Annotated in this window: 18 protein-coding genes; 12 read left to right on the top strand and 6 right to left on the bottom strand. The window is 35.9% G+C overall.

Annotated features, from left to right (window positions below; translation table 11 throughout):
• Nucleotides 1-63: 63 nt before the first annotated feature.
• The 8 genes from BCR22_RS05520 (at nt 64) to BCR22_RS05485 (ending at nt 9,872) form a co-directional block, all read left to right on the top strand.
• Nucleotides 64-873, top strand: coding sequence for a WxL domain-containing protein (locus tag BCR22_RS05520; protein WP_069653986.1), 810 nt, complete (start codon nt 64-66; stop codon nt 871-873).
• Nucleotides 874-961: 88 nt separating this feature from the next.
• Entirely contained in the window at nt 962-2,110 is a 1,149-nt protein-coding gene (locus BCR22_RS05515) for a WxLIP family cell surface protein (protein ID WP_069653985.1), read from the top strand.
• Between the two features lie 22 nt (nt 2,111-2,132).
• Nucleotides 2,133-2,798, top strand: a complete 666-nt coding sequence (locus BCR22_RS05510; RefSeq protein ID WP_069653984.1) for a hypothetical protein — start codon at nt 2,133-2,135, stop codon at nt 2,796-2,798.
• A gap of 18 nt (nt 2,799-2,816) precedes the next feature.
• Nucleotides 2,817-3,443: a signal peptidase I gene (lepB, locus tag BCR22_RS05505; protein WP_069653983.1), complete on the top strand. Its 627-nt coding sequence runs from the start codon at nt 2,817-2,819 to the stop codon at nt 3,441-3,443.
• A 616-nt stretch (nt 3,444-4,059) separates the two neighbouring features.
• Nucleotides 4,060-5,076: a linear amide C-N hydrolase gene (locus tag BCR22_RS05500; RefSeq protein ID WP_069653982.1), complete on the top strand. Its 1,017-nt coding sequence runs from the start codon at nt 4,060-4,062 to the stop codon at nt 5,074-5,076.
• 774 nt (nt 5,077-5,850) lie between these two features.
• Nucleotides 5,851-6,843, top strand: a complete 993-nt coding sequence (locus BCR22_RS05495) for a LacI family DNA-binding transcriptional regulator (RefSeq protein WP_069653981.1) — start codon at nt 5,851-5,853, stop codon at nt 6,841-6,843.
• A 117-nt stretch (nt 6,844-6,960) separates the two neighbouring features.
• Nucleotides 6,961-8,397, top strand: coding sequence for a PTS transporter subunit EIIC (locus BCR22_RS05490; RefSeq protein WP_069638981.1), 1,437 nt, complete (start codon nt 6,961-6,963; stop codon nt 8,395-8,397).
• A gap of 26 nt (nt 8,398-8,423) precedes the next feature.
• Nucleotides 8,424-9,872, top strand: coding sequence for a glycoside hydrolase family 32 protein (locus tag BCR22_RS05485; RefSeq protein WP_069653980.1), 1,449 nt, complete (start codon nt 8,424-8,426; stop codon nt 9,870-9,872).
• Between the two features lie 340 nt (nt 9,873-10,212).
• On the opposite strand, the gene BCR22_RS05475 is transcribed toward BCR22_RS05485, so the two are convergent.
• On the bottom strand, nt 10,213-10,809 hold the full coding sequence (locus BCR22_RS05475; protein WP_069653978.1) for a LemA family protein: 597 nt from the start codon (nt 10,807-10,809) through the stop codon (nt 10,213-10,215).
• Nucleotides 10,810-11,145: 336 nt separating this feature from the next.
• Here BCR22_RS05475 and BCR22_RS05470 point away from each other — a divergent pair, with 336 nt between their 5' ends.
• The 3 genes from BCR22_RS05470 to BCR22_RS05460 all read left to right on the top strand — a co-directional run bounded on the left by BCR22_RS05470 (nt 11,146) and on the right by BCR22_RS05460 (nt 13,270).
• Nucleotides 11,146-12,033 carry an SDR family oxidoreductase gene (locus BCR22_RS05470; RefSeq protein ID WP_069653977.1) on the top strand — a complete coding sequence of 296 codons (888 nt, stop codon included), beginning with the start codon at nt 11,146-11,148 and terminating at the stop codon, nt 12,031-12,033.
• Between the two features lie 31 nt (nt 12,034-12,064).
• Entirely contained in the window at nt 12,065-12,499 is a 435-nt protein-coding gene (locus tag BCR22_RS05465; protein ID WP_069653976.1) for a DUF2188 domain-containing protein, read from the top strand.
• Nucleotides 12,500-12,736: 237 nt separating this feature from the next.
• Complete coding sequence (locus BCR22_RS05460) at nt 12,737-13,270, top strand: DNA-3-methyladenine glycosylase I (RefSeq protein WP_069653975.1); 534 nt, start codon at nt 12,737-12,739, stop codon at nt 13,268-13,270.
• Nucleotides 13,271-14,094: 824 nt separating this feature from the next.
• Here BCR22_RS05460 and BCR22_RS05450 read toward each other — a convergent pair.
• The 5 genes from BCR22_RS05450 to BCR22_RS05430 all read right to left on the bottom strand — a co-directional run bounded on the left by BCR22_RS05450 (nt 14,095) and on the right by BCR22_RS05430 (nt 20,364).
• The gene (locus BCR22_RS05450) at nt 14,095-15,525 is read right to left on the bottom strand and encodes a 6-phospho-beta-glucosidase (protein WP_069653973.1); all 1,431 of its coding nucleotides are present in this window, start codon (nt 15,523-15,525) and stop codon (nt 14,095-14,097) included.
• A gap of 170 nt (nt 15,526-15,695) precedes the next feature.
• Entirely contained in the window at nt 15,696-17,021 is a 1,326-nt protein-coding gene (locus tag BCR22_RS05445; protein ID WP_069653972.1) for a PTS sugar transporter subunit IIC, read from the bottom strand.
• 337 nt (nt 17,022-17,358) lie between these two features.
• A complete protein-coding gene (locus BCR22_RS05440; protein ID WP_069653971.1) occupies nt 17,359-17,778 on the bottom strand; it encodes an effector binding domain-containing protein in 420 nt (139 codons plus the stop codon).
• 166 nt (nt 17,779-17,944) lie between these two features.
• Nucleotides 17,945-18,703, bottom strand: a complete 759-nt coding sequence (locus BCR22_RS05435; RefSeq protein WP_069653970.1) for a MurR/RpiR family transcriptional regulator — start codon at nt 18,701-18,703, stop codon at nt 17,945-17,947.
• Between the two features lie 146 nt (nt 18,704-18,849).
• Entirely contained in the window at nt 18,850-20,364 is a 1,515-nt protein-coding gene (locus tag BCR22_RS05430) for an amino acid permease (RefSeq protein WP_069653969.1), read from the bottom strand.
• 101 nt (nt 20,365-20,465) lie between these two features.
• Between BCR22_RS05430 and BCR22_RS05425 the strand changes: the two genes are divergently transcribed.
• Entirely contained in the window at nt 20,466-20,894 is a 429-nt protein-coding gene (locus BCR22_RS05425; protein ID WP_069653968.1) for a GAF domain-containing protein, read from the top strand.
• Nucleotides 20,895-20,902 lie beyond the last annotated feature (8 nt).

The raw sequence follows: 20,902 nt of genomic DNA, 5'->3' as shown, positions 1-20,902 counted from the left end.
GTTAACTTGGATATTAGCCAAGTTGCCTTAATAGATTACACACATTTTAGGAGGAAAAACAATATGAAAGCAAGAAGTCTTTGTACAACAACATTAGTAGCAATCTTAGGAGTAGCGGTGGTAGGAACGGCATCTCCTGCCTTTGCGGCTCCAACAGAACTAGGTTCAACAGGTACCGTAAAAGTTGAAGAAGGGAATGCCGGTGGTGACGATCAAGAAACAATCGATCCCGAAAATCCTAATAAACCATTGCCAACTCCAGATCCAAATACTCCAGAGGAAAATACAAACCCGGATACTGGTTCCTTAGTGATTGAAAAAACAACAAATTTAGACTTTGGAACAATTAAAACATCAGCGAGTGATGTGACAAGATTTGCGAAACCAATGAGTTTTGAAAGTGGTACGAAAACGCGTGGCGCATACGTACAATGGGCAGATGTTCGTGCGGGAGGAACATACGGTTATACAGTGACCGCTCAATTATCAAGCCAATTCAAAGATAGTACGGGAGCGAATGTATTAACTGGTTCGACGATTGATTTCAGTAATGGATTATTGGCTGCACAAGGCGACAATACAAATACAGTACCATCAAGCGCACAAACTGCTTTTCAACTAACGGAAACAGCGAACGATGCAAAAACAATCGTAACGGCAAGCAAAGATAAAAAAGAAGGTAAAGGTCGTTATGCAATGGAATTTGGTCAAAGTAAAGATTCAACGGTGGGTGTCGCAGGTACTGATGCGAATTCAGTGAAATTAACTGTCCCAGCAGCTACAGCTTCAAACATGGCAGCAACAAATTATACTGCAACAGTCACTTGGAAAATTACTGCTGCACCAGCTGAAGAAGAAACTCCGGCAGGATAAACTGTATTTTTCTATTTTTTGTAGACTAACAATTATGTCTTGTTAGTCTACCTACATAAAAAAATACTTAGAATAAATGAGGTTGATTATGGAAACATATACAGTATCTAGATGGCAACGTATTTTAATTTTTTGGAGTTTAGTTGTGGGACTTTTTTTCTTTTTCCAAACAGTTCCTGGCTATGCCGCAAAAGAGAACCCCATAGGTGCTACAGGTTTTACCTACAGTATCACCTTTCCAGAGAATCAGGTAGACAAAGATTTAGGCTACTACAAATTAAAAATGGCTCCAGGCCAACACCAACAATTAGCTATTGCTTTAAGCAATCCTAGCACAGAAAAAGTGACAATCGATGTGAAATTGAATGGGGCGAAGACTAACCAAAACGGTGTGATCGAATATGGAGAATCTACAATAAAAAATGATCAGTCATTAAAATTTGATTTTACCGACCTTGTGAAAGGACCAAAATCAGTGGAGTTGGCGCCAGGAGAAACAAAAAATCTAGAGCTGACTGTTGACATGCCAGAAACTGACTACGATGGTTTGATCGCTGGGGGCATTCAGTTGATGCGTGCGGGACAAAATGACGCAACGAAGAATAATGGTGGCTCAAAAATCATCAATCAATATGCTTATGTTATCGGGATGGTTTTACAAGAAAATGAGACCCAAGTTAATCCCGATCTGTCCTTAAACAGCGTAAAAGCTGGGCAAAACAATTATCGTAATGCGATTTTTGTCAACTTTTCCAATGTCATGGCTACATACTTGGATAACATGACAATTGAAGTGCAAATCACTGAAAAAGGAAAAGAAACAGTACTATACGAAAGAAAACAGACGGCTATGCGGATGGCGCCAAATTCTTTCATTGATTTTCCAGTTAGTATGAATGGTGAGCAAATGGCTCCCGGAGACTATGATGCAGATATCCTCGTTACCTCTGGAGAAAAACAATGGGCATGGAAAAAAGCCTTTAAAATTACGGCTGAAGATGCTAATAAATTCAATGAGCGGGATGTCGGTTTGATCCAAGAAAAAGGTTTAGACTGGAAATTGATTCTATTACTTGTACTAGTTTTCCTTATGTGTGTTCTTTTGCTCTTTTTCATTCTTCGATTCCGTCGTAAGAAGCAACAAGAAAAAGAAGTTGCTATCAAGAATGAACATCAACAAGCGAAAAATCAAGCAGCAGTGAATACAAGTAAAAAGCATAGGAAACCAAAGAATTAGCGGAGCATAGGGGATGAAATGAGTGTCTATCATAGATTGGATTTTAGTTATAGGTATTGCACTAACAATCGTTGCGCTCCTAGGATCAGCCTATTTTTTGGTTCAGATTTTAGGAGCACAGCAACAGATTGAGAGGCTAAAAAACAGACGAATCAAAAATAAGAAAAAAAAGCGAGTAGTGGCAAGTAAAAGTCAACAGCTTATAAAAAAAAGAAAACGAAGTCTTCTGCTTTGTTTAATATCGTTGTTGCTAACGGGTATATTTGGTGGTACTTCTAAGTATATTTCACATTATCAGGCTATGAACCTGACAACGGACGATTCAGAATCTGTTGTCAAAGGCTATTACCTGTTAGATGATTTTGAAGAACAGATAACCATCGCTAAAGAGAAAGGCGATAGTGAGGAAAAGCTACAAAAAAATATTCGGTATCTAGCAACAGCAATGGCTAGCTATGGAACAAAAACGGCGAGTACGACTAATTCGAAAGAAGGTCAACTGATACTGAATCGGTATTATAATGCAATCAAGCAAATAGGAATGAATGCAAGTACTCAGACTAAAAATTTCTATGGTAATACACAAGTAGTCGACAGTTTTATAGAGGATATAAAAAAAATACAGACGTATGAAAAAGCAGCCTTCTCCTATTATAAGGTCGACGAATCTAACTTATCACAAGAGTAATAAGTGGAGTGAGAAGCAATGAAAAAGACAAAGTCTCACAGACTATCGCAAGAGGAATCGACTAAGCAAAGGCAACGAATGTGTCAGCCGACTGAATCAAAAAACAAACATTATTCTAATAGTCAAGCTCTTTTTTTTAAAGAACTGTTTTTATCTTTGACCGGTGGTAGTATTTTGGTAGTGGGATTGACTCTAATGGTTGTGAGTATTTTAACGATACAAGGATTTAGTATGGTACCAACCTTACGAGAAGGAGACAAGGTATTAATTCGAAAACAGGGAGACTTGAAGCGGTTTGATTTGGTTGCTTTTACTGTAGGTGGTAAGGGTCCACAGGTTCGCCGTATTATTGGCCTCCCAGGAGAGACGGTTCGTTATGCAGACGATACATTGTATATTAATGAACAGCCGGTGGATGAAAAATTTTTGGTGGAAGCTATTAATGAGAGCCAAAAAAATGGTCGCAACTATACAGAAGATTTTGAACAAAAGACTGTCGTTATTCCAGAAGGGTATTACTTTGTATTGGGAGATAATCGACCATATGCGAATGACAGTCGACAGTATGGTTTCGTGGCTAAGGATCGTGTACTTGGTAAAGTGATCACGAAACTGTTTCCATTTAATGAACTTGAATCATTTTAAAAATATAAAATGGATCAAAGTAAGATAAAAAAAGCTGTGTTATTAATTCAATTACTCCTTATCAAGTAGATAGCAAAATCTAGAGTAGCATGGCTTTGGACATAGGTATTTATAAACCAAAACTTTAAAAGATAGGAATATTCGTTTATTATAAATTATTGAAGACGGGGTTTCTACATTGATTTTTTGCAAAGGGATTTGTTATGGTTAAACATTTACTTTTAACCATATTTCCCCACCTTCAAATTGAGTAGTAATACCGTTTTAATCACTTGGATTGTTAAGGTTATCGGTTATAGCATAATACTCTAATGGTAGTTTAGGGGATTTAAACGCTTGTCCCAACCTCTTCTATTTGGCTGAAAACAACTGAGTAAAAGTATAAAAAATTCTTCGTTTGTGATAACGTGGAAGACATCCCAAAAGTCTAGATTTTTTATAAGATAAGGTATACAGTTAAAGATAAGTAACATAAACTGGGATTATAGGCAGCAAAGACTATTTTGGGGCATAACCTAAATCGATTCATATATCAAATGAACGGCTCTCATAACAAGGGATTTTTACTTACAATGCCATGCTTAAGGATATGTTTAATAAAGAAAGGTTGTTGAAAATGTGCACAAATATTAAATTAATAGCAAAGAATAAGGATATTTTCTTTGGTCGCACTATGGATTTGAATATGTCAATGTTTGGTGAAGATATAGGAATTGATCTAGATGTAAAGTTGGTTTCTATACCTAAAGGTGTAACTGTTAAGAGTCAATTGCAACCATGGAAAAGTAAATATGCTGTTTTAGGCGTGTCTACGAAGGATACTACAATCCTGTATGATGGTATCAACGAACATGGCTTAGCTGGAGATTGTCAAGTTTTAGTGGAAACAACGAGAAGTAAGACAGCCGAAATTGAAGCACAAGGAAAAACACCTATGATTGGGGAGGAATTTGTCACGTATGTATTAACGAATTTTAAAAGTGTAAAAGAACTTCGAGAAACATACACAAAATTCATGTTGACGGATCAATTCTATGAATATCAAGGCGCTAAATTACAGTTTCCATTGCATTATGCGTTTATTGATGAAACAGGTGATGGAGTTGTTTTAGAACCAGTAGTTGCGGGCGGTTTTAAAATGTATGACTATGTCGGCGTGATGACAAATAGTCCTGAATACAATTATCATACAGTGAACATTAGAAATTACATTGGGCTTGAAAATACAGGAGTATCTGAAAAAAAAGTCGATAAAGATTTAACACTGCAACCTATTGAAAATGGAACTGGTTATGGTTTGTTTGGTATTCCAGGTGATTATACCTCTCCTTCACGCTTTGTACGCAGTTTTTATTATAAAAATATGGTGGATACGTTTGATACAGAAAAAGGTATAAATACCTTGTACGCAATTTTTAGACCATTAATCATACCACGTGGCTTAGAACATGCGAAGAAAGAAGAGAAGATCACGGACTATACACGTTACTGGTCAGGATATGACGTTACGAATAGAACCGTTTATGTCCAAACTGGGGAAGGATTAGCTATTACATCCAAAACCATGGATGCAACATTAACTGAGATCACATATAATGATATTCAACTAGATAATCACATTTATACAGTTTAATGAGTAAGCGGACTAAAAGATTATGAGTCAAGGTGTACATCAGTATAAAAATAAAAAATAGTTATTTGAATACTTACTTAACATAATCTCAATAAATTCACAAACAAGCGTACCAACCAGAATATAGGTGCGCTTTTTTTGTGAATTTAATGTTCAAAATAATTGTTAGTAGAATTTATTTTAGAAAATTTTTAAATATCAAAATGAGAACGTCTTATCTGTACGAAAAGAAGGTAAATAAAAAAAGATAGTTTTAAGTGTCTAATAATGTATGTTATGTTAGTTATTAAAACAAAAAAGATAAGGGTCAAGCAGGAGTTGAACCTGCAATGTCTCCCAAATGAGTTCATGACCCGAAAATTGATAAAGTACTTTATAATCAAATTATATACTAATTTGGAATAAGTTAAAAAAAATCAGCTCAATAGTATAAATAGTAGACAGATAACGATTTTTAACAAGTATGTCAAAAAGGACGAATAGATGATAAAACGAGAAGAAGAAAATTCTTTAGTTATTGTATTTGAATTTCAAGGAGATCGTATAATGAGAGAAATGTATTAAGAAATAGGACGACAAATCTGTATCGAGAAAAATATACGTGAAAATGGTAATTATGATGTGAGCAGAGGAATTAATTTTAATCGATTGATGTATGAAGGAAATGTTATAACGTTAGATACTGAAAAACTAAATAAATGAACATGAATAACAGCTTAAAATAATCATGCCACATTTTTTATTATGATATACTATCTAATGAGGTGAAGGTGAATGGTCAATATGAATGATGTTGCAAAAAAAGCAAACGTCTCTAGAGGAACTGTATCCAATTATGTCAATCACGTAAAAATCAAGCCAGAATTAGCTGCTAGAGTAGAAAAAGCAATTGAAGAGTTGAATTATATACCAAATCAAGCGGCTAGATCATTAAAAAAACAAGAAAGTGACATCATTGTATTTATATTACCAACGATATGGACGCCATTTTTTTCTGAATTGGCCTATTATATCCAGTTAGAATTGCAAATTCAAAATTTTAAAATGTTATTATGTAATTCTCAAAATGATTATAATTTAGAGTTAGACTATATAAAAATGGCGCAAGAACAGAAAGTCAAAGGAATTTTGACTATTTCCTACAGTGATATAGAACCCTATCTTATTTCAAACATACCGATTGTTTCAATTGAGCGTTATTTTAATAGTGCTATTCCATTTATAACAAGTGACAATTTTGGTGGCGCTAGACAAGCAGCAGAAGAATTGCATAAACGAGGGTCAAAACGACTGCTGTTAATTTTAAGAGAGTTACCCAATAATTTAGGTATTTTTGAACGAATGAATGGTTTTATTGATTATTGTACTCATAATGGATTGGAATATGAAGTTTATTTAGATAAAGGAAACTCAATTGAATTTCCCAAAAGACTGGATCTATTTCTAACTGAAAAATTTTCAGAGAATTGTCCTTTTGATGGGATTTTTACTGTAACAGATCGATATGCAGAATTTGTTTTTAATACATTTGCACATTTACCTTGGTCGATTCCAGAAGATGTACAATTAGTTGGTTTCGATGGTGCTAGAAGCTTTTCTAATCAGTCATTGACTATTTCAACAATGTCTCAGGATGTGCGTGAGATTGCTCGTTTAAGTGTGAAAGAGTTAGTGGAATTTGATGATAGCTTAGCTATACAAAAGAAACATATATTACCAGTGAAGTTTACAGAATTTAAGACGACTAGAAAATTGGATGAAAAATAAATCCAATTTTTTTGTTTGAAAGCCCTTGCTTTTTTGGAACGTTCCAAGTATTATAATAATTATATATGGAACGTTCCAAAAATGGTTTTTTCTAAAACAATCAAGGAGATGAATAGTTTGGATTATAAAAAAATTGCTGAAGAAGTATTAGAAGGTGTCGGGGGAAAAGAAAATATAGCGAATGCTGCTCATTGTGTTACGCGTTTACGCTTAGTATTGAATGATAGTAATAATTATAATAAAGAAACATTAGAAAATATCGAAGGCGTTAAAGGAGTATTTTTTAATAGTGGACAATTACAAATTATTTTTGGTACAGGAACAGTAGAAAAGGTTTTTGCTGCATTTCAAGAAGTTTCAGGGATAAAGGAAGCTTCATTGCAAGATGTAAAAGCCTCTGGAACGAAGCAACAGAATAAATTACAACAAGCATTTAAAGTATTCTCTGATATATTCATTCCAATCATTCCAGCTTTTGTTGGGGCGGCGATGATTTTAGGATTGAAGTCACTATTAACGACACAATTTGGCTTTTTAGGCGGCTCAATGGCGGAGGAATGGCTTTGGGCGCAAGATTTAGCTAGTTTTCTAGGCGTTATTGCGACAACATTTGCTTATCTTCCTGTCTTAGTCATGTATTCAGCAACCAAACGATTTGGTGGAAATCCAATCTTAGGTTTAGTGTTAGGTTTTGTGATGATTACACCAGATTTGATGAATCGTAATGACTTTGTCTTGGGCAATTATGATACCCTATCCTCTTGGCATGTATTTGGGTTATCCATCCCACAAGTTGGGTTCCAAGGCGGCGTGTTTCCAGCAATTTTAACGGCATGGTTCTTATCAAAAACAGAAGCATTTGCGAAGAAAAAAACACCACAAGCGTTGAGTTTTATTTTGGTACCGACAGTTACGATTTTATTCTCTGCTCTTGCTTTATTCTTAGTATTTGGTCCAATCGGTAATGCAATCGGCACGGGATTAGGATGGATCATTGATATTCTATATAACAAAACAGGATTTGTGGGTGCCTTTGTTTTTGCAGCACTGCTTCAGCCACTTGTTGTAACGGGCACGCAACACGCGATCCAGGCCATTGAAGCGCAATTAGTGGTAGCCACAGGATTCAACTACATTCAACCATTATGGTCCGTTTCAATCATCGCACAAGGTGGAGCAGCATTAGGCATGTTTTTCCTTGCGAAGAAAAATTCTAAGCGTCGTGAAACAGCAATGTCTAGCTTTGTTCCAACATTATTTGGTATTTCAGAACCAGCAATTTTTGCAGTCAATTTACGTGACTCGATCATTCCATTTCTTGCTGCTTCATTTTCAGCAGGGATCGGTGGTGCTTTTATGAAAATATTTGATGTCAAAGCAACAAGTTTTGCTTTAACAGGTCTACCAGGTTTGACGATCGTATACCCACCTAGATTGATCTTTTATATCATCGGAAATTTAATGGCATTTATTTTACCGATTATTATTTTGATTGTTTGGAATCGCGTTAAAGGGGTAAAAGGAGCAGAAATAGGGAAAGGTAGTACCTTATAAAAAGAAGGGACGTCTGAGAGCAATTGATGAGTAAAAAAATTGAAAAATATACATTTTATACGACGGAATGGCAAGAACATTTAAGTCAATTAGAAGAAAAAATAAACGAGAGCGCCTATCTCCCAAAGTATCATTTATATCCCAAGACAGGCTTGATGAATGATCCAAATGGTTTGAGCTACTTTAATGGCAAGTATCAAGTATTTTATCAATGGTTTCCATTTGATTCTTTTCATGGAATGAAACATTGGGGACATGCTACTTCCGAAGACTTGGTTAAATTCAAAGATGAAGGTTTTGCTCTTATTCCCGATGAAGAATATGAAAAAAATGGTGCCTATTCTGGTAATGCTTTCGAATATAATGACGAACTCTATTTGTTTTATACAGCGAACTATAAAACAGATACAGGGAAGTTAGCGAAGCAAGCTTTGGCGATCATGGATAAAAAAGGGACTATTACGAAATATCCGAAGAATCCAATCCTTGATGGTGCACCGAAAGGATTTAGTCAAGAATTAAGAGATCCTTTTGTTTTTGAGCGTAACGGTTCTTTTTATATGTTACTTGGCGGAGGTCGTTTTGTGAAGGGAGAACAAACGGGTTTTGGCGACATTGGTGAATTGCTTTTGTATAAGAGTACTAATTTAGTGGATTGGACGTATCAAGGAACGATTGATTTACCCATCGATAAAGGTTATATGTTAGAATGTCCGAGCCTTGTAACGATTGATGGAAAAGATGTTTTATTTCTATCACCGATGGGCTATGAGAAAGAAACGTATCGTTACCAAAATCGTTTTTCTTCCATTTATTTAGTAGGACAATTGGATGTTGAAAAAAGAACGTTTGAATTAGAGCATGTGGATGAGTTGGATGCTGGCTTTGATTATTATGCCCCTCAGTCATTTTATGGAAAGAATCAGTTGCCATTAACGTTTGGTTGGTTTGGCTGTGGTGAGCAAGTGTATCCAATTGACACTGAAGGCTGGAAACATGGATTAACGACTGCACAAGAAATGAGACTAGTGGATGGAAAATTAAGACGTTTTCCAACAGAAGAAGTACAAAAACAGTTTGCCGATAAACAAACAATAAGAACTGACCAACTTCTTTTAGAATACCCCTATTATCATCTTCAATTTGAATTGAACAAAAAACAAGATTCGACTATTTGCTTTGGTACAAAAGATGACTTTTGGCAATTGAATTTAGATGAAAAAAAAGAGACAATAACGATTGATCGTGGCCATTTAGCTAAAAAAATTGATACCGAATATGGCATGAGACGAACATGTGAAATAGCTGAATTAGCAGATAATATCACAGTTGATGTGTTTGTTGATAATAGTTTTATAGAACTGTATTTGAATGAAGGCGAACGTGTTTTTAGTTTTAGGGTCTTCTTAGAATCAGAACAAACCACTATTTCGTTTTCGAAAGAAACTGAAGCCACGTGGGCATATTTTGAATAATAGAAAACGCTATACGCATCTTGATAGATTTCATCAAGATGTGTATAGCGTTTTTTGTGCAACTTTTTATATGCGTAACATTTTTTATTCTGTCCTTGTGTTCAGCAGAAATTAAATCTGTCTGAGAGGAGTATAAGGCTGGGCTTACCAGATGAATGGTTTCAGCTCTAAATACTTGCGCCACCTCCACCAGAAGATCCACCACCTGGTTTAAATGGCCACCACCAAGCAAATAATTCTATCATGTAAAAACACCTCCTTTATTGTCCGCATTTGGCTAAACATTTTTATATCAACGAATAGATAGTGCCCTCTAATTTTTGGCAATATCTTATGAAACTTATTTTTGGGAAGTGCTAGTCGAATTATCAAAATTTACAGAAGGTACAGTACTTGCTGTTGGATCAGCTTTAAAGTAATCCTTCTTACCTAGACCCATCATATTTGCAAAGATATTTTTAGGGAAAGAAACCACTTGCTCGTTGTATTCTTTTACAACGTCATTATATCGTTTTCGCTCAACAGAGATACGATTTTCAGTCCCTTCTAATTGGGTCATTAACGTTTGTACATTATTATTTGATTTTAGTTCAGGATAATTCTCATTGATGACATTGATCAACGTTCCTACAGATTGGTCTAACTCTTGGCTAGCTTTTATTTTATCTGAATCATTGTTCGCAGAACCGTATGCTTCACGTGCTTTAGCAATATCACCAAAGACTTGTTGTTCTTGTTGCATACTGCCTTTTACACTGTTGACTAAGTTTGGAACGAGATCGGCTCTACGCTGCATCACGTTTTCAACTTGACTCCATTGAGACTCTACTGACTGTTCTTTCTTCGCTAATCCGTTGTATTGACTGACCCCGAAAACGCCTAATAAAACAATGACGATTACAGCAATCAAGCCAAATCTTGTTTTGTTGTTTTTCATGTCTTTTCCTCCTAAAATTTAAATTGTAACAGGATAGCTCGTGTCGCTAGATAGTGATAAATACTTAAAGTAACGAGCATTTTTAATTCAATGTAATGTTATTGTAATGTTTTTGCAATCTTTTGGCATCCAACTTAAGACCTATTTTTTATAAATAAATTGTTGTATACAGTTAATTATAGGAGGTTTTAACGTATCAGCCAAAGAAATCCACTTTTAGGAACGTTTCTTAAAGTATAAAAACATATGATTTGTCAGCACTTATATTTTGTATTAGTGTTAAAGAGTAAGCTGGTAGTTACTTTTATTGGCAACAAATTTAGAGGAGGAATCAAGATGACAAAAAAAATTGAAAATCCGTTAACAAGATTCTACGATGGGAAATTTGAAAAACAATCACAAGAGGCACCTGCATTACAACAAAAAATGACTCCTGTACCTGATTGCGGAGAAACATCTTATAAAGGATCAGGCAAATTAGAAGGACGTAAAGCGTTGATCACAGGGGGAGACTCTGGAATCGGGCGTGCTGCAGCCATTGCGTATGCAAGAGAAGGCGCGGATGTAGCAATCAATTACTTACCTTTTGAAGAAGCAGATGCGAAGGAAGTCAAAGCCTTGATTGAAGCAGAAGGACGCAAAGCGGTTTTATTACCAGGTGATTTAAAAGAAGAAACATTTACACGGAAACTTGTTCATGATGCAGCAAAAGAGCTAGGTGGGTTGGATATTTTAGTCTTGAATGCAGGAATGCAGCAGGCTGTAGAGCATATCAAAGACCTATCAACACAACAAATCATGGATACGTATACGACAAATATTATCTCAATGTATTGGGCAGTGCAAGAAGCTTTGGATTACTTGCCAAAAGGCGGGAGCATTATCACAACAACTTCGATTCAAAGTGCTGAACCAAGTGCAAATTTATTAGATTATGCTGCGACAAAAGGTGCCATCACTTCATTTAGTAAAGGCTTATCGGCACAATTAGCTTCTTCAGGAATTCGTGTCAATACTGTTGCACCAGGTCCAATTTGGACAGCGTTACAAATTTGTGGTGGACAACCACCAGAAAATATCCCTGAATTTGGACAGCAAGAATCGATTGGACGAGCTGGGCAACCTGTTGAATTGGCATCTGTTTATGTATTTTTAGCTTCTAATGAAGCAAGTTATGTCACAGGACAAGTCTATTCAATTACAGGCGGAAGTTTCTTTGCTTAATTGATTCCGTTATTTAAGGAGATGAGTCACCATGCCTTGGGATTTAAAGGATTATCCGAGTTCGTTTAAAAATATGGACCCTGTGTTAAAAAAGAAAGCCATTGAGATTGCCAATGCATTAGTCAGTGAAGATTATCCAGAGGACAAGGCGATTCCGATTGCCATCTCTCAAGCTAAGAGGTGGTTAGGTGAAGCAACGGATACTGAAAAAGCTGCTTTTAAGAAAGAGGCTGATCCTGAAAAAACGGACAAACATAGCGGTAAAAAAATCAACACAGATTTGTTGGATAATGATGTGTTGGTTTATTATCAGGAAAATCGATGGCATGTTCAGACAAAACAAGCTGAAAAAGCAGCCGACTCGTTTTATACGAAAGAACAAGCAATGAAAAGAGCAAAAGAAATTACTGGAAATAAAGAGTCTAAAGTTATTGCTTACAAGAAAGATGAAAAGCCTACTAGTTGAGCATGTAAGAGCAGAGATTTGAAGAGGACAAATAAAATCAGGCAGAAACAAAAGCGTTTAGCTCCGAGAAATAAGAGGGAGCTGCTTTTTTCTCGCCATTTATTCGGATGTAGAACGCAAAACAAAACTGACTTTTGGTTTTGTTTTGCGTTCTTTTTTAGGTGGAATTTGACGAATTCGTATCGATAGTTTCTTTTGTGCTATGATAAAAGAAATAATTGAGTGTAGGAGATAAAGATGAAAAAGAATCAATCGTCAAAATTTGATTGGTACCATAATCAATGGGGCACCCCCACACAAGATGACCGTTTACTTTTTATTTTGCTTACTGTAGGAACCTTTCAAGCAGGATTAAGTTGGAAGGCAGCCGCTGGTAAATTAGACGTATTTTTACGAAACTTCCATAATATGGAGATTCAAAAAGTTGCTGGGATGATGCCGGATGATGTGGAAAAAATCATGCAAGACCCTGAAATGATTCGCAACCCAAGAAAAATAAACGCGACAATTCAGAATGCTCAAGCGATTTTAGCAGTGCAACACGAATATGGTAGTTTCGCAGAGTATATGTGGGATTTTGTTGGGGGTGTTCCTCGGTTGAATGTGTATGAAGAAGCATATGAAGTCTTAAATGTCACACCGTTATCTAAACATGTCGCTAAGGATATGAAAAAACATGGGTTCACCTTTGTCGGACCGGTTGTGACGTATATGTTTATGAAAGCCAGTGGGATGATTCAAGATGAAGTGTTGAATCGGGAATTAAAATAGCAAGGCAGAACGTTTTAAGTCTATAAAATCGAAACTTAGGTTTTTTAAGAATAAAAACAACTTGTGTAAAACATTTAACCTACACAAGTTGTTTTTCATTTTTCAGGAACTATTCAGTTATAGTTCCTAAATTATCTTATTCAATCGTTCCCCAGTCTCAACCAATAATGCGCCAAAATTTTGATAAACCACAAAAATCCAACTAGATAGGCAAACAAAAAACAATCAGACCGGCACCTCATCGTTTTCAATAGACACACTCACACCAGAAGATGAAGTGGAAATTGATCAAGCAGTTGATTATTATTTAGCAATGGAAGGCTTCAATCCTATGATGCAAGCACGTGGGTTTGGTAAAAATTGGTGGAAATCTCATTTATTCTAAATTTAATAAGGCTATAGATTCTATAGACGAATAAAAGAGGCAGAGGAACAACTTGGGAGATTAACAATTGTATTACAAATCAAAGTTGTTAAAAAACATTTAGAGGGGAAAAGCTTTGTTTAATAAAAAAGTATTCAAATATGTATATATCACTATTTTTATTCTATGGCTTATAGGTATTATATTAACCTTGAATTTAATGCCTATACAAGATTTTGGAACGCTAACTTATGCTCAACAAGTAGAAGCTCAAAAAGAGTATTCTATTCATTATGATCTGGGGATACTTCTAATTAAAATCAGTGAAGTTTGTTTTATCTTAGTAAGTCTTTATCTTGTATTTAAATGGATAATAAAAAGGCGTAACTAGCTAAAAGTGAGTGGATAAAACAAACGAAAATTGTTTGTTTTATCCACTCACTTTTTTTATCAAAAAATCTTACAACGCTTCACCATTACTCTTGATCACTTGCTGATACCAGTCAAATGATTTTTTCTTAGAACGCTTCAACGTCCCTTGTCCTTCATTATCCTTATCCACATAGATAAAACCATATCGTTTCTTCATCTCACCAGTTCCTGCAGAAACCAAATCAATAAAGCCCCAAGGTGTATAACCAATCAATGGAATCCCATCAAATTCAACCGCTTCTTTCATCATCTCAATATGCGCTTTCAAATAATCGATGCGATATTGATCATTGATCGTGCCATCTGGTTCAATTTCATCAATGGCACCAAAGCCATTTTCCACAATAAACAACGGCAATTCATAGCGCTCATTAAACCAGTTCATGGCATAACGCAAGCCTAACGGATCAATTTGCCAACCCCAGTCAGAGGCTTCTACATAAGGGTTCTTCACTAAATCTTTCGACTCATCATAATCAAAAGCAGGTCCTTTTTCATGATCTTTAATTGCAAATGACATATAGTAACTAAAGCCGATATAATCCACACACCCCTGGGTTAAATCAGTCAAATCTTGTTCTGTAATATCCAGATCAAAGCCTTTACGCGCCAAATAGTTTTCCATAAAGCTAGGATAATGACCACGAACATGAACGTCTGTAAACCAGTATCGTTTTTGCATCGCACTGACTGACATCATCATATCTTTTGGATCACAAGAATACGGATAAATGGGACACATGGCAATCATACAACCAATTTGAAAATCAGGATTGATCTCATGACCGATCTTGACTGCCTGAGCACTCGCTACTAATTCATAGTGAGCCGCTTGATACATGATTTTTTCACGATCTTCACCTTCTTGGTACTTAATACCAGAGTTGGTAAAAGGCGCAAAGTCTTCAGCGTAATTCGCTTGATTATTGATTTCATTGAAGGTCATCCAATACCTAACTTTATCTTTATAACGTTCAAAACAAACACGTGCAAACTTCGCAAAGAAATCGATCATTTTACGATTACGCCAGCCGCCATATTCGGTAACTAAATGATAAGGCATTTCAAAATGAGATAAAGTGATTACAGGCTCGATCCCATATGTTAAACATTCATCAAACAAATCATCGTAAAACTGCAATCCTTCTTCATTTGGTTCCGCTTCATCTCCATTCGGAAAAATCCGTGTCCAGGCAATGGATGTCCGGAAACAATTTAACCCAAGGTCGGCAAATAATTTTACATCTTCTTTGTAATGGTGGTAAAAATCGATGGCTTCATGATTCGGGTAATTTTCTCCTTGTAAAACGCCATCTGTGATTCTTCTAGGCACACCATGGGCACCGACTGTCATCACGTCAGCAACGCTTACACCTTTACCACCTTGATCCCAACCACCTTCTAATTGATGAGCAGCAACCGCGCCGCCCCAAAGGAAATTCTCTCTTAAAATTGACATATTCTCTTCTCCTTTAAAATTGTATGTCCGACCTTCAACAACTAGTGCCTTAGCACATGAAATGCGTAAAGATCGAAACATTTGAGTATAAAAACACTGCATAGTTGGGAGGAATTAGTTGAACGGAGTCAGCTATGCAGTGTTTTTTGAATCATGTTAGAACAAAATAGCTAAGCTTCTATCCCTTCCAAGACTTCTTCTGTAATCGGTTGGTTTGTTTCTTGTGCATAGTTGATGGCATCCATTTTTCTAGCAAAAGGAAGATAAATAAAGAATCCTAATGTTAAGACAAATAATTGAAGTAAAGCTGCTTGCCAACCACCAACTAATAAACCAGAGATGATTGGAGGTGTTGTCCAAGGTACTTGAACCGCTGTAAACAATGGCACTAAACCGGTATACAAGGCAAAGTAAGTAATGACTGAAGACACGACTGGCGTAATAATAAACGGCAATGCCATGATTGGATTCATTACAATTGGCGTAGCGAAAACGATTGGTTCATTGATATTAAAAATAGCAGGCCCAATTGATAGACGACCTAGTTGTTTGAATTGAGCTGATTTTGCAAAAAAAACCATAAATACGACTAATCCCATTGTCATACCAGCTCCTGTAACAGTTAAAAATTGATCTAAGAATTGTTGTGTCACGATATGTCCACCATTTGCCACTGTTAATTCTTTTCCTGAATTTAGGATATCTGTATTTTCCAAAGAGTTTGCTTGTAAGATGGGTCCCATGATTCCGCCGACAATTGTTGAACCGTGTACTCCGAAAAACCAAAATAAAGGAACTAGGAATCCTAGAACTAAAGCCCCACCCAAGGAGTCGGTCACCCCTTGAAGTGGCGATTGTAAAACATCATAAATGAAATCAAAGAACGTTGTTTTAAAGACTTTGTCAAAGAAAATATACACAAACATCGCACCGGTAATCAAAGCACCAGCAGGAATCAACGCTGTAAATGAGTTTGCTACGTTTTCAGGAACAGCTTCTGGTAATTTGATACGAATATTATGACGCAAGAACCAACTGTAAACCCAACCAACAATCAATCCAACAATAATTGCTGTGATCATACCCTTACCAGCAGTCCAATCTTTGTTAATAATGTTTCCGATCGTCACACCGCTATCTGCATCTGTCATTTCAGAAGACATAAATAAAATAAAGACAACAAGTGAAATCATTCCAGCAGGTAAGCCTTCGAAACCTTCAGTTTTTACATACGAGTAGGCGATCCCGATCACTGCAAAAACGGACATGATAGCAAAAGAGGCACCATACGCCTGATTAAAATAAACAACTAAACCACTATCAGTGATCCATTTTGCCACAGATTCGATCGGTAAATTAGCTAATAATAGAAAAATCGAACCGACGATCGTAAAAGGCATGGTATACAACATACCATTTCTTAATGCTGTAATCGCTTTAGTATTGACGAATTTTAAAACGGGTGGTAGAACTTTTTCATTGATCCATTCATTCATTCTAAACCTCTCCTTTGGTTATCTAACGTAACGAAAAATAAGTGCGTGTAGTAGTAGTTCAATTGAACGGCCGCTCTAATTTGAATCTACTGAATACGTTTACATTCCTACTATAAAAGAAATCCTTCCTATTTAAAATAGGTAAAGCATGTTCAGAAACATGTACCATGTAAAAAAACAAAATCATCAAAAAGATGCAGTGGTGACCGAAGGCATTTAGGTTCAAATAATTGGCCTAAAAAACCCCACAATGCGGTTTATGCATTGTGGGGTTTTTAGGGAATTATTGAGGAACCTAACTTTTTTACGCGTTTATTCAGATTGAGATCCTGGACATTTATTTACGAATCGCTGGTAATTTTAAGATGATTTTTTTAGGGTCAAAATCAAGTAATTGAATAGCATGTGTGCCACCGATTCCATATTCGGGGGATTGATACAGTTCGCCATAACTAGCACCAATAAAGTTATCGATATCTGCTAAAGTGTCCCAAGTTCCTGTGAAGACAGCATAATCGCCAGATTCAAGCGTAAAGGTACGATTTCCTTCATTCGCTTCGATAAAATAGTTGTATGTGCCATTGCGTTCATCAGGGTCATTGATAATGATTGCTCTGACATTTTTTTTATCAGTTGGGAGAATCTCTAATTTCTGGTTATTCACTTCAATAAAGTCTTCTGGTGTTTTAGGAATAGCAAATTTATACTGTTTTCCAGTGATCACTTCTGTATTCAAATAGTCGATGGTAAATGACATGAATAGTCACACTCCTCTTTTTTAATAGGCCAGATATCCTAGCATTGCTTGACTTTGTTTGGTGTTTGATAGGTGAAATCTCATCTCAAAAACCATAGCAACACTTCAGCATTTTTTCAAAATTTTGGTATCACGATCAGCATTAAATAGGATAGTCTGGTCGGTTCTACTTTTGACTCGCTTTTTCTGCAAATTCTTTACCTGCTTGATGGGCCAGGAGTTCAATCAAGGCAATAACAGGAATTTGCGTCGTGATGTTGATATATGGATCAGTATAAATGGATCGTTCATCAGGCATGTAATAAGAAATGTTGTAATCAGCTAAACGAGCAATCGTTGAATGCTCATCATTAGTAATGCTTAGAATTTTAGCCCCAGAACGTTTAAAATCAGTTGATTGTTTGATGATTTCGGTGGTTTCTCCTGAAACAGAGAGAATGATTGCTACTGTATTTTCAAAGCCTCTTTGTGGAATCGGTGTAAAAGGATCATCAATACTATAAGCATTAATACCCATGTTAGCAAAATAGCGGCTACCATAATTTCCTAAAATACCGCTTGTCCCGATACCAGAAAAAACGGTATGGCGAGCAGAGGCGATCATCGTGATTGCGGGTTTTAATGTTTCGTAAAAGGTTTGTTGATTCAGGCGTTTTAAAAAAGAATCAACATGAACCGTAGCATCATAGTATTGTTCAAAGGAATGTTCCTGTTGTTTTTCTTTTTTGATAGCATATTTTAATTCTGAAAACCCATCAAATCCCATTTTCGAACAAAACCGTAAAATCGTTGAGGTAGACACGTGACAATTTGTAGAAAGTTGACGAATCGTTAACATCGGAACATTGTCCATATGTTCTAATATATATTGATAAACAAGCATTTCAAGCTCATTTAACGACTGCACTTTTTCTAAATCAAACAAAAAGATCCCTCCTGCGCAAAGATTATTGTCTCTTCAGTGTATAAAGAAGAAATAAACATGTATTCAAGTTATATTGTACAGGAAACCTTTTTATTTCGCTTGTGATGACTATTTTTAAATCAAAAAAATAAAACAGTGAGGGGAAACTAATTCTCCCAACTGTTTCGAGTCAATTCTTTTCGCTTATGAAAGCGTTGATACAATAAATAAGCAATCAATGCAAATAGTAAAGGCCCAATCAATAACGTGAAACTTTGCAGTAGATTCCCTTCGGAAAGAGGGTGGTAAAGTTGAAAGCCGATCGCTAAGGCAATGCTAAAAATAACACTACTGCTAATAAGCGTTGCTACGAGAGGGGATTGAACCAAAATGGATGTTGGATCATCTATTAATTGTTTTTTCTTAAATGCTGGATAGGCGAGTGCTACTAATAAATAAGGAATGGCTCGTGAAATGTTGGTCATCAAAGTCAATTGATTATACAAAAAGACAACATATTGACTACCCAAGCTAATGCCTAAGATAAATAAACTGATTAGAATACCTTGAATTAGTAAAGCATAAATCGGCATATCGTATTTATTCGTTTGTCTTAAACGAGGATGCCAGTAATGGTTTGGCGTTCCCTCTACAAGAGTTCGAATCGGCAAATAAAAAATAGTCGATAGTAAACTGATATAAGAGAGTAATAAGGTTAAAGCTGTAAATCGAGTAAATAGTTGAGCTAGAAGTTGAGACTGAGCAGAAGACAATGAAAGAGCTTGACCACAAGCATACCCCAAATTCTCCATTAATTCATACATTAAATTTCCTAAATGAATCGTATGATTGGCTTTTAAACTAGTTAGATCCGTTCCACCGCTCCATAAAAGGATACCTAAAAAATAACAAGCAACAACGAACAAACTACTATAGATCAATAATTTAGGAAACTGTTTCTTTTGTTTTCCTGTTTTATCAACTAAACTTGCAATCGTATCTAAACCGCCAAAAGCGGTAATGGCAAAAATCAGAAAAGATAACTGTCTGACCAATGTTTGTTCAGAGGAAGAATCTATTTCAATTCCTTTAAAACTAGCAGTAAGATTTGGTAAAATATCCGACCGATTGGTGAGCCATAACAACAAATTACCGCCAAGGCTAGTAACAATCAAAATAGTCATCAAGATCCCGCTGAAATATAACGTAGAAGCAATGCCTTTAAATCCTCTGCTGACAAAAAACAACATCACAGCAACAGCAAAGATAGCGAAAAGACCAATGAGAATAGACGTCGATATATTTGGTATAGAGGTGCTTTTTTTTGTTAAATCTTCACCAAAAAGTAAAATGGATAAGGGAATCCAAACTTTCATAAACAGACTGATCATCCAAATAAAATAACTGCAATACCATAAAAAAGCAGCGATAAAAGCAATTTTTTCAGAGAGATGACCCGCGAGCCATTGGTATAATCCGCCAATATGATTTTTATAAACCCCTGTAAATTCTGCTATAATAATAGCGTAGGGAATAAAGTAGAATAAAGCCGCGCCAATAAAATAAGGAAAAGCTTTGATACCCATTAAGAAAAAGGCAGTCGTCATACTTGAAAATGAAAAAACAGTCATAGTAATGATCATGACCAAACGTTTGGGACTAAAAGTAGTTGTCGTTTTCATAAAAAATCCTTCTAAAAATAAGATGATGTTGGCTTAAGAATAAGAGAATCATTCGTAAAAAACAAGCTTTTTATCAAAAATTAGGGAATAGGAGTAGTCAAATGACGGATCAAATTCAACAAAGAATCGATCAACTAAAAGAGGAACTCCAAGTTGATTTTATCGCTTTAGCGCTATCTACACTCAATGAAATGACAAAAGTACGTATGATCCGCTGGAAGTATGTATCTGGCAACACCAATCAACAGTATCAACGAATTCGGCTACAAGTTGGGAAGGGAATTGGTGGCATCGTTTGGCGAACGGGCAGAGCATACCAAGCGACAAATCTACAAAAACAACCAGGGAAATTAGTTGAACTACCCATTACTCGGATGGAAAAATTAGAGACCATTGCAGCTTTTCCAGCGCTAAAACGTGGTGAGGTAAAAGGTGTTTTGTTAATAGGGTATCGAAAAACAACAATTATTAATGATGATTTTTTGGCAGTTGCACAAGGCAAAACAGATGAAATCGCTGTTTATTTATAGGTGAAAAA

This window comes from Enterococcus plantarum (assembly GCF_001730295.1).
Taxonomy (GTDB): Bacteria; Bacillota; Bacilli; order Lactobacillales; family Enterococcaceae; genus Enterococcus_L; species Enterococcus_L plantarum.
Note: the sequence above shows the minus strand (reverse complement) of the source record. Positions and strands in the feature narration are given on the sequence as shown.

Bases quoted from the DNA above. Each gene is read 5' to 3' on its own strand.
- BCR22_RS05465 (WP_069653976.1), top strand. From the start codon at position 12,065: ATGCCTTGGGATTTAAAGGATTATCCGAGTTCGTTTAAAAATATGGAC.
- BCR22_RS05450 (WP_069653973.1), bottom strand. From the start codon at position 15,525: ATGTCAATTTTAAGAGAGAATTTCCTTTGGGGCGGCGCGGTTGCTGCT.
- BCR22_RS05500 (WP_069653982.1), top strand. From the start codon at position 4,060: ATGTGCACAAATATTAAATTAATAGCAAAGAATAAGGATATTTTCTTT.
- BCR22_RS05485 (WP_069653980.1), top strand. From the start codon at position 8,424: ATGAGTAAAAAAATTGAAAAATATACATTTTATACGACGGAATGGCAA.
- BCR22_RS05495 (WP_069653981.1), top strand. From the start codon at position 5,851: ATGGTCAATATGAATGATGTTGCAAAAAAAGCAAACGTCTCTAGAGGA.
- BCR22_RS05440 (WP_069653971.1), bottom strand. From the start codon at position 17,778: ATGTCATTTACCATCGACTATTTGAATACAGAAGTGATCACTGGAAAA.
- BCR22_RS05445 (WP_069653972.1), bottom strand. From the start codon at position 17,021: ATGAATGAATGGATCAATGAAAAAGTTCTACCACCCGTTTTAAAATTC.
- BCR22_RS05425 (WP_069653968.1), top strand. From the start codon at position 20,466: ATGACGGATCAAATTCAACAAAGAATCGATCAACTAAAAGAGGAACTC.
- BCR22_RS05515 (WP_069653985.1), top strand. From the start codon at position 962: ATGGAAACATATACAGTATCTAGATGGCAACGTATTTTAATTTTTTGG.
- BCR22_RS05470 (WP_069653977.1), top strand. From the start codon at position 11,146: ATGACAAAAAAAATTGAAAATCCGTTAACAAGATTCTACGATGGGAAA.
- BCR22_RS05460 (WP_069653975.1), top strand. From the start codon at position 12,737: ATGAAAAAGAATCAATCGTCAAAATTTGATTGGTACCATAATCAATGG.
- BCR22_RS05520 (WP_069653986.1), top strand. From the start codon at position 64: ATGAAAGCAAGAAGTCTTTGTACAACAACATTAGTAGCAATCTTAGGA.
- BCR22_RS05430 (WP_069653969.1), bottom strand. From the start codon at position 20,364: ATGAAAACGACAACTACTTTTAGTCCCAAACGTTTGGTCATGATCATT.
- lepB (WP_069653983.1), top strand. From the start codon at position 2,817: ATGAAAAAGACAAAGTCTCACAGACTATCGCAAGAGGAATCGACTAAG.
- BCR22_RS05475 (WP_069653978.1), bottom strand. From the start codon at position 10,809: ATGAAAAACAACAAAACAAGATTTGGCTTGATTGCTGTAATCGTCATT.